This is a genomic window from Polynucleobacter sp. HIN6, from assembly GCF_030297575.1.
Lineage (GTDB): Bacteria > Pseudomonadota > Gammaproteobacteria > Burkholderiales > Burkholderiaceae > Polynucleobacter.
Map to the genome: position 1 here is coordinate 699056 of NZ_AP028137.1, position 16807 is coordinate 715862.

General features: G+C 44.4%; 17 protein-coding genes. 15 read left to right on the top strand and 2 right to left on the bottom strand.

Annotated features, from left to right (window positions below):
* Position 1: 1 nt before the first annotated feature.
* From QUE66_RS03645 to QUE66_RS03655, 3 genes are all read left to right on the top strand, one after another.
* On the top strand, positions 2-760 hold the full coding sequence (locus QUE66_RS03645) for an ATP-binding cassette domain-containing protein (RefSeq protein WP_286224495.1): 759 nt from the start codon (positions 2-4) through the stop codon (positions 758-760).
* A gap of 76 nt (positions 761-836) precedes the next feature.
* Positions 837-1334: a Dps family protein gene (locus tag QUE66_RS03650; protein WP_286224496.1), complete on the top strand. Its 498-nt coding sequence runs from the start codon at positions 837-839 to the stop codon at positions 1332-1334.
* Between the two features lie 20 nt (positions 1335-1354).
* A complete protein-coding gene (locus QUE66_RS03655) occupies positions 1355-1747 on the top strand; it encodes a VOC family protein (RefSeq protein WP_286224497.1) in 393 nt (130 codons plus the stop codon).
* Between the two features lie 8 nt (positions 1748-1755).
* Here QUE66_RS03655 and QUE66_RS03660 read toward each other — a convergent pair whose 3' ends face one another.
* On the bottom strand, positions 1756-2304 hold the full coding sequence (locus QUE66_RS03660) for a GNAT family N-acetyltransferase (RefSeq protein WP_286224498.1): 549 nt from the start codon (positions 2302-2304) through the stop codon (positions 1756-1758).
* Positions 2305-2701: 397 nt separating this feature from the next.
* Between QUE66_RS03660 and QUE66_RS03665 the strand changes: the two genes are divergently transcribed.
* From QUE66_RS03665 to QUE66_RS03720, 12 genes are all read left to right on the top strand, one after another.
* On the top strand, positions 2702-4399 hold the full coding sequence (locus QUE66_RS03665; RefSeq protein ID WP_286224499.1) for a cation:proton antiporter domain-containing protein: 1698 nt from the start codon (positions 2702-2704) through the stop codon (positions 4397-4399).
* 28 nt (positions 4400-4427) lie between these two features.
* Positions 4428-5546 carry a DUF3300 domain-containing protein gene (locus tag QUE66_RS03670; RefSeq protein ID WP_286224500.1) on the top strand — a complete coding sequence of 373 codons (1119 nt, stop codon included), beginning with the start codon at positions 4428-4430 and terminating at the stop codon, positions 5544-5546.
* 26 nt (positions 5547-5572) lie between these two features.
* Positions 5573-5941, top strand: coding sequence for a Rap1a/Tai family immunity protein (locus QUE66_RS03675; protein ID WP_286224501.1), 369 nt, complete (start codon positions 5573-5575; stop codon positions 5939-5941).
* A 94-nt stretch (positions 5942-6035) separates the two neighbouring features.
* Positions 6036-6227, top strand: a complete 192-nt coding sequence (locus QUE66_RS03680) for a hypothetical protein (RefSeq protein WP_286224502.1) — start codon at positions 6036-6038, stop codon at positions 6225-6227.
* Positions 6228-6288: 61 nt separating this feature from the next.
* A complete protein-coding gene (locus tag QUE66_RS03685; protein ID WP_286224503.1) occupies positions 6289-7170 on the top strand; it encodes a DMT family transporter in 882 nt (293 codons plus the stop codon).
* Positions 7171-7440: 270 nt separating this feature from the next.
* Complete coding sequence (locus QUE66_RS03690) at positions 7441-7722, top strand: HU family DNA-binding protein (RefSeq protein WP_108508243.1); 282 nt, start codon at positions 7441-7443, stop codon at positions 7720-7722.
* 112 nt (positions 7723-7834) lie between these two features.
* Positions 7835-8212, top strand: a complete 378-nt coding sequence (locus QUE66_RS03695; RefSeq protein WP_286224504.1) for a hypothetical protein — start codon at positions 7835-7837, stop codon at positions 8210-8212.
* A gap of 147 nt (positions 8213-8359) precedes the next feature.
* Positions 8360-9565 (top strand): TolC family protein, encoded by a 1206-nt coding sequence (locus QUE66_RS03700; RefSeq protein ID WP_286224505.1) that lies wholly within the window; start codon positions 8360-8362, stop codon positions 9563-9565.
* A 7-nt stretch (positions 9566-9572) separates the two neighbouring features.
* Positions 9573-10808 (top strand): efflux RND transporter periplasmic adaptor subunit, encoded by a 1236-nt coding sequence (locus tag QUE66_RS03705; protein ID WP_286224506.1) that lies wholly within the window; start codon positions 9573-9575, stop codon positions 10806-10808.
* A gap of 3 nt (positions 10809-10811) precedes the next feature.
* Positions 10812-13889: an efflux RND transporter permease subunit gene (locus QUE66_RS03710; protein ID WP_286224507.1), complete on the top strand. Its 3078-nt coding sequence runs from the start codon at positions 10812-10814 to the stop codon at positions 13887-13889.
* A gap of 22 nt (positions 13890-13911) precedes the next feature.
* Entirely contained in the window at positions 13912-15261 is a 1350-nt protein-coding gene (locus tag QUE66_RS03715) for an FAD/NAD(P)-binding protein (RefSeq protein ID WP_286224508.1), read from the top strand.
* 7 nt (positions 15262-15268) lie between these two features.
* Positions 15269-15514 (top strand): hypothetical protein, encoded by a 246-nt coding sequence (locus QUE66_RS03720; RefSeq protein WP_286224509.1) that lies wholly within the window; start codon positions 15269-15271, stop codon positions 15512-15514.
* Positions 15515-15516: 2 nt separating this feature from the next.
* Here QUE66_RS03720 and QUE66_RS03725 read toward each other — a convergent pair whose 3' ends face one another.
* Positions 15517-16770: a patatin-like phospholipase family protein gene (locus tag QUE66_RS03725; RefSeq protein WP_286224510.1), complete on the bottom strand. Its 1254-nt coding sequence runs from the start codon at positions 16768-16770 to the stop codon at positions 15517-15519.
* Positions 16771-16807: the final 37 nt, after the last annotated feature.

Below are 16807 nucleotides of genomic sequence, written 5' to 3' on the forward strand. Positions count from 1 at the left end.
TATGAAATTACAACTCCATCATGCCTCTTTACAGCTTGGAAAAAAACTCTTTGGGCCATTTGATTTCACGATCAAGCCGGGTGAGCGGATTGCGATCCTGGGTAAAAGCGGTGCCGGTAAGTCAACCATTATTCGATTGATTGCGCGAGAGTATCAAATCAAAAGCGGCTCAATTTTGATCAATGGCACTTCGATGGATCGGTATTCATCGGCGCAACTGAGTCAGATACGAGGGGTCTTACCTCAGAATACTCAGATTGCCTTTGGGCTGATGACTGATCTTGTGATTGAGCTAGGACGAGTGAGCGCCACTAATAAGATCAACCACGAAACGATCGTTATACACGCAGCCCAGATGGCGTGCGCAGAGCATCTTTTAAGACGCTCTTTCAATACGCTATCAGGTGGTGAGCAAGCACGAATTCATCTGGCAAGAGTATTTGCTCAGCTATGGGATGTCCGCGATGGTCTAATTTTGGTGGATGAGCCAGTAGCAGCATTAGACCCAGGGCTGCAGTATCAATTGCTGGATACGATTGACCGTTTTGCGAGAGAAAGAAACCACGCGGTGCTAGCAGTTTTGCATGATATTAATCATGCCCTTGATTTTGAGCGTTTACTCCTCATAGAGCATGGGCGCATTATTCAAGATTGTCCGGCTGATCATCATGCACGAGCAGACCTAGAGCGTTTATATGGTATTCAGTTAGAACATCTTCAGGATAGCCAAGGGGCTAGCGTGCTGGTACAAGTTCGATAGACTCTGTTAAGAATTGGCTGCACTCCTTACCTAATTTGGCATATGATTAACTATTGATTAAATACCAGGAGTCATGATGGCTAACAAAAAACCAGCTACACCCAGCATCAATATCGGTATTACTGATGCCAATCGCCAAAAAATTGCGCAGGGTCTCTCCAAATTTCTGGCCGATAGCTACACTCTATATTTAATGACCCATAATTTTCATTGGAATGTCACGGGACCTCACTTTAATACTTTACACACAATGTTCATGACCCAATATACCGAGCAATGGGCTGCGTTGGATCTGATTGCCGAACGTATTCGGGCGCTTGGACATCATGCACCGGGAACCTATAAAGAGTTTGCAAGCTTAGCTTCGATCCGGGAGGCAGAAGGCACTCCAAAGGCAATGGAGATGGTGCGTTATTTGGTGAATGCGCAAGAGGCAACCGCGAAAACGGCTCGCAGTCTCTTCCCAGTGGTTGAGAAAGCCAATGATCAACCAACAGCAGACCTATTAACGCAACGGATTGATATACACGAGAAAACCGCTTGGATGTTACGTAGCCTGCTCGAAACCGATTAACTCAAATTTAAAAGACTCTGATGATTCATCATCTCGATCACTTGGTGCTCACTACCTCTCATGAGAAGGAGTGCATTGATTTCTATACCCGCGTTCTTGGCATGACTCTTGAATCATTTACTGGCGGCACACCACCGGTTGAGCGCAAAGCATTCAAGTTCGGTCAGCAGAAGATTAATCTTCACATCAAGGGTAAAGAATTTGAACCCAAGGCCGATCTTCCGACACCCGGCTCGTTAGATTTATGTTTTATCGCAGATCGTCCCTTGAGAGAGGTGATTGAGCAATTGAATGCTAAAAACTGGCCGATTATCGAGGGACCGGTGGTTCGCACTGGCGCAACGACCAAAATCAATTCAGTCTATGTGCGCGATCCTGACCAAAATCTAATAGAAATTAGCGAACTCATTTAGGGGTGAATTTAAGTTGTTTTGGAGTTCTTTAGTCGCTCTTGAACAAAGAAATACCAATTGGTCTGTCGTTGCCAATACTCCTTCCATAATGAACGCCAGTTTGCTTTGGGTAGGCGCATTTGTCCCTCGACATCGCCGTAGATATTCCTCGATTGCAAGCCATGCTTATCGCATAAATATCGGATCGCTTGATTTTCGATCACGCAATGCATATAGAGGGTGCGGTATCCACGGTTTTGGGCCCAGGTGATTGCTTCACTGAGTAGCTGATCAGCAATTCCTTGTCGACGAAACTCTTTTTTCACAATCACCCCAAATTCAACTGCATCATTGAGACAGGCAATATGAATCACGCCAGCCCAATGACCATTATGATGAGCAATCAGAAAATGATGATTTGCTTTGTCCTGTTTAAATTTACGGACGAGGCGATTGATGCCCTCAGCGCTTAAGCTAATCCCAAAGTAGTTTCTAAGTGTCTGCGGATCCAAGGTTTTCAGCCACGATCCATACCGATTGATTTGGGTATCGGGCAGAAAGTGGGTAAAGACCGTCATTTTAGGACCCCATGGGGTAACTTTTTCGGTTTCTTGCGATGTACGCTAAGCGAGCCTCAGACCAGGCTTCAATGATGCTTTTTAGGTATTTCACTAGATTTTTCATATTTTATCCTCTTGTAAAGGGTTGATTTCAATAGGAATTAACTCTTTTTAAGGGTTAACCCTAAACCACTATACGCCCTTTTTCAGAATGCTGCATGACAGCAAAAAAAAGAGGAATCCAAACCCATCCTCACAGATCCCAAAGGGTTGGCCATGGTTGATTGGCTAAGTTCATCACCCGTTCACTAAATACGGAACAAATTACAACTTGGGGTTATCAGTACGGGGCAGTACAAAATCAAAACTGATACCATCGAATGGTTCAATACATTAAAAATAACAAGACCGATCGATGCCGCATGACGTTACCTTAATTGCAATTCTGGCTGGAGGCTTTGGGCTCGCTCTTGTTTTTGGGCTTGCGGTCTCTTACCTGAAGATGCCACCGTTATTAGGCTATTTAATTGCAGGCGTGGTCATTGGCCCGGCAACGCCAGGCTTTGTTGCCGACATTGGTTTATCGACTCAGCTTGCAGAAATTGGAGTGATGTTACTGATGTTTGGGGTGGGACTTCATTTCTCAATTAATGATCTACTGGCTGTCAAAAAAATTGCGGTTCCTGGTGCGCTTTTCCAAATGGCAGTTGCCACTGCACTTGGCTATTTGGTAGCACATTACTGGGGCTGGTCCTTAATTGGCTCCATCATCTTTGGCTTAAGTCTATCGGTAGCTAGTACCGTTGTTTTACTGCGAGCCCTCGAGTCAAAGGGGCTTTTAGAGACGGTGAATGGGCAGATTGCAGTCGGCTGGTTGGTAGTTGAGGACTTGATGATGGTTCTAGCCTTAGTGTTGGTACCGGTCATGGCTGAGATTTATGGCAATGATGGATCGGCTGCACACTCCACCAGCCCTAGTGAATTACTGAGCTTAGTCGGAATAACCTTGGCCAAAGTGACTGCGTTTATTGTTTTGATGTTGGTCGTGGGCAAACGCTTGCTTCCTAAAATGCTGTGGATCGTTGCAAAGAGTGGTTCACGCGAGCTCTTTACCTTAGCGGTGATTGCAGCAGCAATCGGGATTGCTTTCTTAGCCGCAGAACTATTTGACGTCTCGTTTGCTCTGGGCGCTTTCTTTGCTGGCATGATGCTTGGTGAGTCTGAGCTCAGTAAGCGAGCAGCCGATGAGTCATTGCCTCTTCGTGATGCATTTGCGGTCTTGTTCTTTGTATCCGTCGGCATGCTCTTTAACCCCGAGATCATCTGGCAAGAGCCCATCAAATTACTGATTGTGATTGCCATCATCATGGTTGGTAAAACATTGGCGGCAATTTTGTTGGTATTGCTATTCAACTACCCTTTGGGTACTGCCTTAACGGTTGGCGTTAGTTTGGCTCAGATCGGGGAGTTCTCATTTATTCTCGCCGGCATGGGCCTTGCCATGAATCTAATTCCGAATGAGGCATACAGCTTGATCTTGGCAGGAGCAATTTTGTCGATTGCCTTTAACTCCTTCTTATTTAATGGGATCGAACCAGCCTTAGTATGGGCCAGAAAGCGCTCACATCTGGCGCGCAAGCTGGATGAGCGCCTGGACCCTCTATCATTGTTGCCCACCACCGTTAATGAATCGCTCTTGCATAAGCAAGTAGTGATTGTTGGCTATGGCCGGGTTGGTAAGAAAGTCTTTGAAAATCTCAAAGCGCAAAACATTAATTGCGTGATCGCCGAGAAAGACCGCGGTACTGTTGAAGAATTGCGCAAGCAAAACATACCAGCAGTAACTGGTGATGCAGCCGACCCCTTTGTTTTGATTCAGGCACATATCGCCCGTGCAGCAATCTTGGTCATTGCAACCAAGGATTCAATTGATATTAGTAAGATGGTGGAAACTGCGCGGACCCTTAATCCCGAGGTCAAAATCTTTATCCGGGCGCGAAGTCCTGAAGAGATCGAGCTCTATGAGAAAGAGGGCTGGGGTAAATCCTTTACACCCGAAGATGAGTTGGCAGCACGCATAGCCGGTGAGGTCATCGCGGAAATGGCAAAATAATTTAATTATTTGTCTAGTACTAAAAATAATGGACCACAAAACCATGATGGCTAAACCCAAAAAGCCCATTTGTATTGCAGTAAGTATTGCGGCGACCTTATTGCTAGGTGCTTGTGCGGGAGGTCAGTCCAATAATAACTTTGGGAATGCTGCAACCGTGAGTGCGAGCCCCCAAATGCTATCGAATGCACAGCTGGAGTCTTTAGTTTCTCCCATTGCCTTGTATCCTGATTCACTACTATCAATTATGTTGTTGGCCTCAACCTACCCACTTGAGGTTGCTGAAGCCTATAACTGGCGCTCGAGCAATGCGAGTTTGCAGGGCAGTGCGCTTTCAAATGCACTCAATGCTCAATCGTGGAACGATAGCGTTAAGTCATTGATTTCATTTCCTCAGGCTTTAAACATGATGGGTAAGCAATTGCAGTGGACACAAAATCTTGGAAATGCTTATAAATTGCAACCGGCAGATACGATGAAAGCCGTGCAAGTGCTGCGCAAGAAAGCACAAACCGCCGGTACCTTAAAAAGCAATGCCCAAATGGCCGTGAGTACTGATGCCAGCGGGAATATCATCATCGCGCCGCCCAATACACAAATTGTGTATGTACCAACCTACAACCCAACCCAGGTTTATGGTCCTTGGCCCTATCCCGATTACCCGCCATACCCAGCGTACGACCCAGCGTGGGGCGCAATGTCATTTGGTGTGGGTTTAGCCGTTGGAGGGGCCTTATGGGCAACGCCGGCTTGGTCAAGTGGCACGATTAATGTAAATAATAATGAGCAACGTCCTAACCGAGGCTTAATTGGTCCGAGCAGTATTGCCAATCAGCAACGCCTCTTAAACGATTGGAAAAATAACGCCACTCCACAAGAGCGTCAGGATGCGCGTAGTGCTGCGCAGCGCGCCGATAGTTCATTTGAGAAAAATGCTACAGCCCAAGAGAAGGCACAAGCTAGCCGTTTTGATCAAGAAGGGCGCTCCGCAATTGCAGCGGATCGAGCAAACCCCAATGCAACTCGAGAGGCCGCCCAAGAAAATGCGATGCGAGAACAGGCGCGCTTTGATGAGAATCGGGATCGTTTCGGGGGCTTCCGTGGAGGGGGCTTTGGGGGTGGTCGCATGGGGGGATTTAGGCGCTAATCATGCTATCAATCAAAATACGATCAATGAAAACAATGAAGATACTTTTGGGATTGGTATTGGGATATTTGGCAATCATTCCGGCAATCAGTTATGGCCAAGTAAAGCCCCATGATGCGTCGACTGCTGCCATGGTGGAACTTTGCAAAGCGCGAAACGATATTGATGCTCAGAACTTTTGTTTTGGATTTGGTGAGGGGGTATATCAGGCTTATTTAGCTAGTCGCCCAGCGGGCGCAAAGCCTAATATCTGCTTTGGATCTAGCAACCACACGCGCGAGCAAGTGCTAGAGGATTTTCTGAAATGGAATCAGCAAAATCCTCAATTTAATCAAGAGCAGGCTGCCAAAACCCTGGTCCGCTTTTTTAAACAACGCTACCCCTGTAAATCGTAGCTAATTTAGGCAATCGTTATACAATCGTTTTGAGTCCCGCCGATTCTCTTTGCTGAAAGGAAAAAACATGCTCCAGATGCTGATTAATGATTCAATGAGTACCACTGACAAGATCATGAAAATCGCTGGTTTTATTGGTATGGTGGTTAGTATTACGGTTGCGTTTTACTTGATCTTCTCCGCAAGTGCCCCTGACTCCAAAACCGCTGTATTTATCTTCTCTCTAGGCTCTGGTCTTGCCCTTGGTTATTTGTCATTTGCGATTAAACAAAAATCTCGAAACTAATTAAATAGACTCAATCCTTGATGGCTCCATTGCGGAGCCATTTTATTTTTAAGAGCACTCAATGAAAAATGAAACCAAGGGCATGCTGATTGGTTTCATTGGTATTTTTATATTCAGCCTGACCCTACCAGTTACCAAAATAACCGTTGAGAGTCTTAATCCCTATTTTTTGTGCTTTGCGCGCGCATTACTCGCTGGAATCTTGGCGGGAGGCTATCTAATCTATACCAAAGCACCCATTCCAGACGCGAAACAAATTCGTCAATTTGCGATTGTGGCGCTTGGCGTTGTCTTTATCTTCCCGCTATTCATTAATATCGCGATGACTACGGGTGAAGCCTCTCATGCCGGAGTTATTTTGGGAATCATGCCGCTTGCTACAGTCGTTGCAGGGGTGTTACTTTTTCAAGAGCGCCCGTCCTTGGGCTTTTGGGCGAGCGCTTTAACAGGCTGCTTCTTAGTTTGCACCTACGCATATTTAAATAGTGAAGGGGGGTTTCGGTATACCGATCTCTTATTATTAATTGCTTGTGCAGCCAATGGAATTGCCTATGCGATTGGTGGCAACTTGTCGCGTACGATGAATGCTAAACAAGTGATTTCATGGACCTTAGTTCTCTCATTGCCGATCAACTTCATTGGAAGCGTTTTCACTTTCCAAGAGTCTTACTTAGTGGCGAGTGCCAGTATCTGGATTAGCTTTTTATACCTCGGGATCTTTTCAATGTTTATTGGATTCTTTTTTTGGTATGGCGGTATGGCGATTGGCGGAATCTCACGCGTGAGTCAGGTTCAATTATTGCAACCCTTTTGTACCTTACTAGCCTCTGCTATTTTGGTCTCCGAGCCTATTACATGGATGAACATCCTATTTGCTGGTCTGGTGATTACGACGGTCATGATCGGGCGCCAGATGTTGGTCCGTCGGGGACCGGCTGTCTAATTGGATTGACGGATAAATGGATTCAGATTATGAAATTAACCGCAGAATCAAGCCAGTAAAGGGTCTGATGGCGGTCAAGATCCCAAAAAAATGCGGGATTATCCCTAGAGTAATCCCCTTGTGTTCATGGGATCTGTGTTGCAAACTCTAATCGTTATCAGTTGCAATTCACTAGGTAATTGGTAATAAAGATTTAGGAGACTTCTATTTTGGGCTGCTGATGCAGTCCATTTTTGTAAAGTTTATTAATTGTTTGTTTAAAGGAAAAATATGAATAAAGCTGAACTCGTAGAAAAAATTGCTGATGATGCTGAACTTTCAAAAGCTAGTGCAGAGCGTGCTCTGAACTCTGCGATTGAAAATATTATCAAAGCAGTAACGAAAGGTGACTCTGTTCAGTTAGTTGGTTTTGGAACCTTTAGCCAAGGTAAGCGCTCAGCACGTACTGGTCGCAATCCAAAGACTGGTGAAGCAATTAAGATTGCTGCATCTAAGACCGCAAAGTTCTCTGCTGGTAAGGCGTTCAAAGACGCTGTTAACAAGCGCAAGTAATACCAATTCGGTATTTCCAAAAGGCCGCCCACGAGGCGGTTTTTTGTTGCTACGCAGCATTTATGACTGATTAAACACTTGTGTTTCGGAATCAAAGGACTAGAATCCAAGAATGCTTCAATACATCGGCAAAAGATTTGTCCATTGCTTTGTTATTGCCTCCATCATTTTTGGATGCTCGGTGCAGGCTGCCACACCATCATTTAAAGAAGATTTAGATGATTTTGAAGAAATTTATCTCCTATCCAATCAACATTCTGCTCCCGCTATTCTTGATGCGCCAATAATTCTTTGGCAAAACGAAGATCTCTCACAAACTGTATTGACAGCCCATGGCGCAGTTGATGATTTTGAAAAACTTATACTTAAAACAAATCCCGCATTTATTCTGCAACATTTAGAGTATTCTCTCTGCTCCGTTCGACCAGTTCTTTTTGAACGGCAAACACCAAACTTTCACCAGGCCCGAGCACCCCCAATCATCATTTGATGAATATTTTTTTGGGGTAGAAGCAATTTCTACGTTGTATCAACCCTTGCTTGGGGTTCATCGGTGTATTTTATTAGACTGTCAATCAGTTTTTTTGTCCTTTCTTTTAGTATTGGGCTTGCTCATGCGCAAAATCCAAATCGCGCTATGGATTTGCGGCAATTGTGGTCAGAGTTGCGACTTAATAATCCACAGCTAACTGCGCTTCGAGAGAATTATTTAGCAGCAAAAGCGACTGTACCGCAGATTGCGGCGCCATCGAATCCCCAGTTAGGACTTGTATGGTCTGGAATTCCCCCCAATACGCCATTGGGGTTAGGAAACGCTGGTAATGTAGGGCCTACAAATAATTCAATTTCATTTGCGCAGCCTTTCCAGTTCCCTGGAAAAAAGAGTCTAGCCTCCGAAATTGCTGATAATTCAGCCGAGTCATTATTGGCTCAAAGCGAATCAAATTACCTTCAGCTTGGGGCACAACTATCAACCCTGTATTACAACGCATTATCTGCTCAAAAGCAGCTACAAATATCTAAAGAGATGGTGGCGCGTTTAGAGTTAATTAAAAACGTATCACGTTCACGCTATGCCAATAATTCTGCAGCATATGTTGAGTATCTAAATACTCAAGTTGCTCAGAGCGCAGCAATGGCAGAGCAATTTAATCTAGAGAAGCAGTTGCAACTGGCATATCGTAGTATCAATCAACTTATTGGGCGGGATCCGAGAGAAAAAATTGCTTTATCTGGAGATATTCAGCAAGCACTTCGTTCTGTACCTACATTAATTGAGTTAGAGAACTATGCTGAAACCAGTCATCCCTTGTTGCGAAGCTCCCAATTGGATCTGGATGCTGCCCGAAAGGGTGTCAGCTTAGCTAAAAAAGCATACTTACCTGACTTTCAAATTATCGGATCTTCTTACACTCCAAGAGGCCCATTTGCATCAAATAATGGTGCACTTTTTTATCAATTTGAATTTGATATCGTGATTCCATTGTATTTTTTCATGAAAGAAAAATACGGTGTTGAGCAGGCAATTCGTAAGCAGTCAGCAGTCGAGGCAACAAACATTGCAAATCGTCAGCAAATTATCTTGGGCGTGGCTAATGCCTATACAGTATTTGAGCAAACTAAAAATCGAATGCAATTTATACGCGACAGTCAATTACCCCAGGCTGATGCTGCCTATAAGGTTGCCCTTACACAATATTCAAATAATGGCCAGGGATTTAATGATTTACTAACAGCCCAAAATCAACTAAGACATATTCAAAACCAATTAACGGTCACCGAAAGTGATTTATTGCAAGCTTTTGCAGTCTTGATGGTCTCTGCTGGCCGGGAGCCCTTTTAGGAATTCTATGAAACATCATTTCAACCCCAAATTGCTTAACTTTTTGAATGGGATCTTTGTAATTATTAAGCAACGATTACAAATTATTTCAGATGCTTATTGGCAATTAAGCCCAAATCAACGATACCGTATTCGTTTAGCCTCATTTGCATTTGCAATTTTAGTTATTGGATTTATTGGAGGTCGCCTGACAACCGTTCATCGGGTTGTTAAAACTGAGCAGCAAGAAAAAGAGATGGTAGTTGATAAATCCGGAATGATTTCATTAACAATGGTCGGAGTGGAACTAAATTCTGAAATTTATCAATTTGAGAAAGTATCCATCCAGTCTGTTCCTCAAGAAATCAGAGTTCCTGGGCGATTAATTTTTAATGCTGAAAAAGGAAAATTATTAAGCGCTCGAGTGCCCGGGCGGGTCGAGCGAATTTTTACATTTGAAGGATCACCAATTGATATTGGTAGCCCAATCATTGAGCTTTATAGCCCCGAATTTAATTCTGCTCAACAAGAATTTTTATTAACTTACCAAACAGTGAAAATCCTCAGTGAATCTAATTCATTGACTAATCTGTTAGCCGATGCAAGGATTACTCAGGAAGCGGCAGCCAATCGACTTCGAAATTTAGGGTTTGCTGATTCTGATATCAAATTATTGGAGAAAACAGGCAAATCTAATCCGAATTTGTTATTGCGCTCACCGTTGAAGGGGGTTGTTGTAAAGCGCAATGTGGAACCCGGTTCAATTGTGAACAGTGGTGATCCATTAGTTTTCTTAGCGGATCCCAAAGCTCTTTGGTTTGCCGGTAATATTTTTGAGCAAGATGCGCGTCTAATCGAAAGAGGTCAGCAGATTCGAGTTTCACTTGAGGCATTTCCAAATCGAGAAATTACTGCAAAGGTGAATTATGTTGCTCCAACAGTAGATGCCCAATCGCGAGGTATTTTAATTCGCGCAGATATTGATAATTCTGATGGTAGTTTGCGTCCTGATATGTATGCAAACGGTAAATTACAGATTGGTACGATGCAGGCAATTGTGGTCCCGCAAGCTGCTATTGTGCGTGACAAAGAGATGCTATATGCCTTTGTTCGCACGTCACCCGATAACTATCGCCGCCTCGTGGTTAAGGGGTTTGATTTTGATGGTAAGCGTTTTGCGATCACGGACGGTGTTGAGCCAAATAGTGAAATTCTGATTAAAGGTGCTGTACTACTTAATGAGCGTTTTATAAAACAGGAGTAGTGCGTGAGTCTCGTTAGTTCATTTGTTCGTAGCGTTATTCAAAAACGCATTATTGTTTTAGCATGCTGTGGACTGCTTTTAATACTTGGCACCCTCGCATTGCGGTCATTACCCATTCAGCCTTATCCAGGAGTGGCCCCATTAACAATCCAGGCTATCACGCAATGGCCGGGCAGGGGAACGACGGAAGTAGAACAACAAATCACCATACCGGTCGAAAATGCTCTAGCCGGTATTCCGGGTGTGCAAACCTTTCGTTCCGTATCTCTTTTTGGTCTGTCTGTTGTCACCTTAAAGTTTAATAATTCAACTGACCCCTTCAGGGCACGACAAATATTCATTAGTAATCTCTCTAAAGTTGATTTTCCACCTGGGGTAATAACAAGCGTTAGTCCTGATTCAGATGCAACTGGAGAAATCATGCGTTACCAGGTTGCTTCAGAGCATGCTGATTCCTCAAAACTCAAAACACTTCAAAATTACGAAATTTATAAAGAGTTGAAACAAACTCCAGGTGTTGCTGAAGTCACCTCATTTGGCGGCAAGGTTCGACAGTACCAAATTGTGATCATGCCGGAAAAAATGCAAGCCAAGGGCGTTACGCTTGAGCAGCTGGTTTCGGCTCTAGCAGCTGCCAATGCCAATACTGGTGGAGGCCTATTACCTAGCGGCGAACAACAGTTTGTGGTTCGTGGGGTTGGATTATTAAAGAATGTGCAAGATATCAAGCAAGTAGTGATTGCTACCAATAATGGTATTCCTATTCGTATCGGAGATATTTCTGATGTCAGGATTAGTCATGCACCACGCTTAGGAATTTTCCAATTCGATGACAAGCCAGACGAAGTAGAGGGAATTATTTTCTTGCGGCGTGGAGAAAATGCTACCGAGGTATTAGGTCGAGTGCGCGAAAAAATCAATCATATCAATAGTCATGTATTACCTCCTGGAATTGAGATCAGACCATTCTATGATCGCCAAAATTTATTAGATATAACTGTTGGCACAGTTAAGCACACATTATTTTTTGGGATCTCTTTAGTTTTAGTCGTACTTTATGTATTTTTAGGTAACTTTCGTGCGGCTGCTGTCGTTGCTGCCGTGATCCCGTTAGCGCTCTGTTTTTCATTCATCCAAATGGATCTGTTCAACGTACCAGCTAATTTAATTTCTCTGGGGGCGATTGATTTTGGCGTGATCGTAGATGCCGCTGTCATTGTGACTGAAAATGTAATGCGACATCTTGAGGATGGGAAAAAGCGCCTCAATCAGAGTATTGTTGTCGCAATTAGCGAAGTACAGCGCGCCATGATCTATTCTGTTTGCATCATTATTGTGGCTTATTCGCCATTATTTTTAATGGGAGGGGTGGAGGGAATTATCTTCAAACCGATGGCATTTACGATGGGATTTGCACTCATTGCGGCGATGATTTTGAGCCTTACTTTCTTGCCTGCCATCATGTCTTTAATTTTTGGTGAAACGTTTCATCATCGTCCACCTCGTTTTATTACATCCTTATTAATTTGGTATCGACCTCTTTTGCGGCGTTGGATGGATAAACCTCGAACTATTGCCGCTGTCTCAGTATTTATCTTGGGACTTGCACTTTTGAGCACCACTCGCCTGGGAACAGCCTTTTTGCCTACTCTTGAAGAAAATAATATCTGGCTGCGTGTTACTTTACCGAATACGGTGGATCTTGATTATTCAGTGAATATAGCTAACAAACTACGTGAGTTATTCAGAAAGCAACCTGAGATTGAAAAAGTTGCAGTACAAATCGGTCGGCCAGATGATGGTACTGATCCAACTGGTGTATTTAATCAAGAATATGGTTTGTATCTAAAATCCCCAGAGAATATGCCCACTGGCAGTAGTAAAAAATTACTAATTGCCAATTTAGAGGAAGAGCTTCAGAAAATCCCGGGCTTAAGCTACAGCTTCTCTCAGTATATTCAAGATAATGTGAATGAGGCTTTATCTGGTGTAAAAGGTGAAAATTCCATCAAAATCTATGGTCCCGATTTAGAGGTTTTAGATCAAAAGGCTCACGAGGTCTTGAGGTTGCTTAAAAAGGTTCGTGGTATTGCGGACGAAGGTATTTTGAAAGAGTTAGGGCAGCCAACTCTAAATATTGAGATTGATCGTGAGCGTGCTGCACGCTACAACATTGAAATGGACTCAATTCAATCATTAGTTGCGAATGCAATTGGTGGTACGCCCATTACCCAATTGTTGGAGGATGAAAAAAGTTTTGGTATTGCGATACGGTTACAAGAAGATCATCGGAACGATATCTCAGATATTGCAACCCTATTAATCGATGTTCCCGGAGGCGGACGAATTCCCTTATCGATGGTTGCTAAAGTAAAAATAGGAGATGGCCCTTTTTTCATTTATCGAGAGTATGGTAAGCGGTATATAGCAATCAAATTTAGTGTTCGCGGACGAGATCTTGGGAGTGCTATTGAGGATGCAAAATTTTTGGTTGATAAATCACTTCGATTACCACCAAACTACTCAATTGCCTGGGATGGTCAATTTAATCAAATGAAAGAAGCGCAACGTCGCTTAATGATCATCGTGCCTTTGGCGCTTCTTGCTATTTTCTTTTTATTACTTAGTGTATTTGGTAATCTTCGTGACGCATCGATTGTGCTGATCAATGTTCCGTTTGCAGCCATTGGAGGGATTATTGCCCTACATCTAGCGGGTGAGACTCTAAGTATTTCAGCATTATTCGGCTTTTTGTCCTTATTTGGTATCGCAGTTTTAGATGGTGTCATCTTAATTTCATTCATTAATAAAGTGAGCACCGAAGATGAATCACAAATGAAGGATGCGATGGTTGAGGGTGCAAGCTTACGAGTGCGCCCAGTTCTGATGACTGCCTTACTATCTGGATTGGGTTTATTGCCCGCAGCCTTGTCGCATGCAATTGGTTCAGAGGCTCAGAGGCCATTAGCACTTGTCATTGTGGGCGGTATGATTACGGCCACAATATTGACATTGTTTGTTTTGCCAGTCTTTTATGCATGGTTACGGTCTCGAAAAGGAAGTAATCTCTATACTGTATGAAATAATTAATTGAGTATAGAAAGTGGCGACTAGGGATTTACTAATCATCGGGGATGGTTTCTCAGCCGCTGTCGCCTTGATTCATCTGCTGCGTCAAGGGATCGATGCGCAGTCAATTACGATTCTTGGCAAGCATTCTCCCGGACGGGGTAATGCATATGGGTGCACAAGCCCAGCGTTTCGGTTAAATGTCCGTGAAGATCTTCCAATTATCTTGTCCGAAGACCCGCTGCATTTTGCCAGGTGGGCAAATGAGCATATTAAGGATTCCCAAGCCAAAACAAGCGCAGGCTACTTCTATCGCCGCAGTGATTTTGGCGCTTACATGAATCAATTGGTTAATCACCAACTCGACGGTAAAGCTCTTAATCATATTCAAGGCGAGGCACAGCGCATCACTGGGTCTGATGGCCAATGGAGAGTGGAGCTCAAGACTGGTGAACATATTGATGCAAAGGCAATGATTCTGGCGACAGGTAATGCGACCCCGATCTGGCCATTCCCGGTTCATATCGATCAATTCTCGAACCATTGCACCCTGACTGAGAACCCATGGCCGGGTGATTACCTCCATCGGATACCCGCAAATCATCATGTCCTTTTACTCGGTGGTGGGTTAACGGCATTGGATGCCATTAATGGTTTGGTAGAGCAGGGTCACCAAGGAAAAGTCTTAGTGATTTCTCCAAGAGCACTTTTTCCCCCATCTCAGGCGCCGTGGACCAGAATGAGGCAACCGCAATGGCCTAATCCCATCACACCTGCACGATTGGTACGCTTCATGCGCCACTATCTCCCGAATACCCCAACCGATCAATCGGAATGGCAATGTGCCTGGGAAGAGCTGCGACCCGATCTCAATCGTATTTGGCAGGGATTTAATGCTTATCAGAGAAGAATCTTGATGAAACGCTTTGGTTGGCTCTGGAACCTCTATCGCTTTCGGGCTTCACCGCAAACTATTGCGGCTTACCATCAATTGCGCGATCGGCAACAAATTGAGTTTCGATGTGGACGCGCCAAGGAGATAGCTGTTCGGAACGGAGCGATTCATGTGTCACTTCACCATGGAGAAGTGACACATGGCCATCATTTAATTAATTGCACTGGGGTAGCACGTGACCGATTAGTTGATCAGTTGATAAGCGACGCTATTGCAAGCCCTGATGCACTCAAGAGTTCGATTGCAATCGATTCACAGCTTAGCGTTCTTGATCCAAAAGGCAGGGCTCATCAAAGCCTTTGGATGATTGGACCGGCAACCATGGGTAGTTTGGGAGACGTGATTGCGGCAAGCGCGATTGCCAAGCAAGCTGAACAACTTGCGAAAGCAATCCGATTAAACTGGATGCCTAGTTCATCCGTTCAATAAAACGATTATGAAACGATTCCCTAAACACTCTCAGTGCAAATTCATTATTTTGGCTGCCTTAATCAGCTTACAGGGCTGTGCCGCTGTCTTTACAGATGCATCGGACGCTAATCATGTCACCTTTTTGAATAGCGCCGATGAGTCACTTCCTCAATTAACAGAGAAGGCAAATGCTTATTGCCAACAGTACGGTAAGAAAGCCGTATATCGCAAAGGCGATAATTTACTGGTTGCTGTATTTGACTGCCGTTAAGCTTATTTTGTTTTCTTGGGGGTGGGTTTAGTATTCAAGAGCTCAGGCTGCATCGTTGTATCCTCCTCGATTGATTTGCGATAGCCCGGTGGGTACTTGCTCCAGTCATAGCCTTTGCGGGCTCGCTGATAGCCATAGTCATACAGCGCTTGCATGTATTTGGTATCAAATTCTTCAACATGCGGGAAAGTAAAGTCTGAGCCGATATAGGCTAGATTGAAACCGACTCGGTCATCCTGGGTGATGTTGTAAATACGATAAAGGTCACCGAGACCTTGCGATTGAATCAATTGCGAGATCGCCCGACCCGCGATACTCAGGGTGCGACGCTCGGTTTGTTGCCAATCGACATCTAGGCGCGCATTGCGAATGATGTAGGCCTGGCGATTGGTATTGCGCTTCACACCAATTTCCTTCGCACGGTTTGCTGCTGCCCCGGGATAGAGAAAAACCTGAGTGGTTGCACCACCATCGACGTGCATCTCCTGAAACTCCTTACCATCGATCATGAAATCAAACATCACAGGTGGAAAAGCTGCTGGAATTGAAGCGGAAGCTAATAAGATCTTACGAAAGAGCTCTAGGGATTCAGGGGTGCCGATGCTGGCGATTTGCCCCATATTCCAGATCACTGGAGTGCCTGCATCAATATTAGTCGTGCCAATTAAAAGCCAGCGACCGCGGTTGTTGTACTCATGCGCCACTTTTTTCAAAAAGTCGGCGGTGACATGTTTGGATATCAGCTGAAACAAAGGGGAGGTGTCCGCTAAGCCATCGCCAAAAAACCCGGACAAAAAGCCGCGCGACTTAAAAATATCACTGGGCTTAACCTTGGTATAGACCTCTGTGAGAACAGGATCATAGTCTTTACCTAAATAGGCAAAGGGAGCAATTAGGGCTCCGGTACTAATTCCAGTGACCAAATTGAACTCAGGACGAGTGCCTTGTTCAGTCCAACCAACCAAAAGGCCTGCACCAAATGCTCCGTTATCACCACCACCAGATAAGGATAGGTAATTGCTCTTGCCATCGAGAACCGTTTTGCCCAAGCGTTTATTGAGTTGATTGACATCATCAACAAAGCTATTAATACCAGCAGAGGTGGCGATCAAATAGCGCGAGCTTTGCATGCCAGCGATTTGTGCGCGGGTCAAATCGGAGGCCGGTACGGCAGCTTTGCGCTCTAAGGTGCCGCAAGCGCTAAGCGCTAAAGTACTAAGAATGAAAACGGTATAACGGATGAATGACGAGCGCATAGAGAGTTTCAATCAAAAAATAAAGGGATAAAAAAGT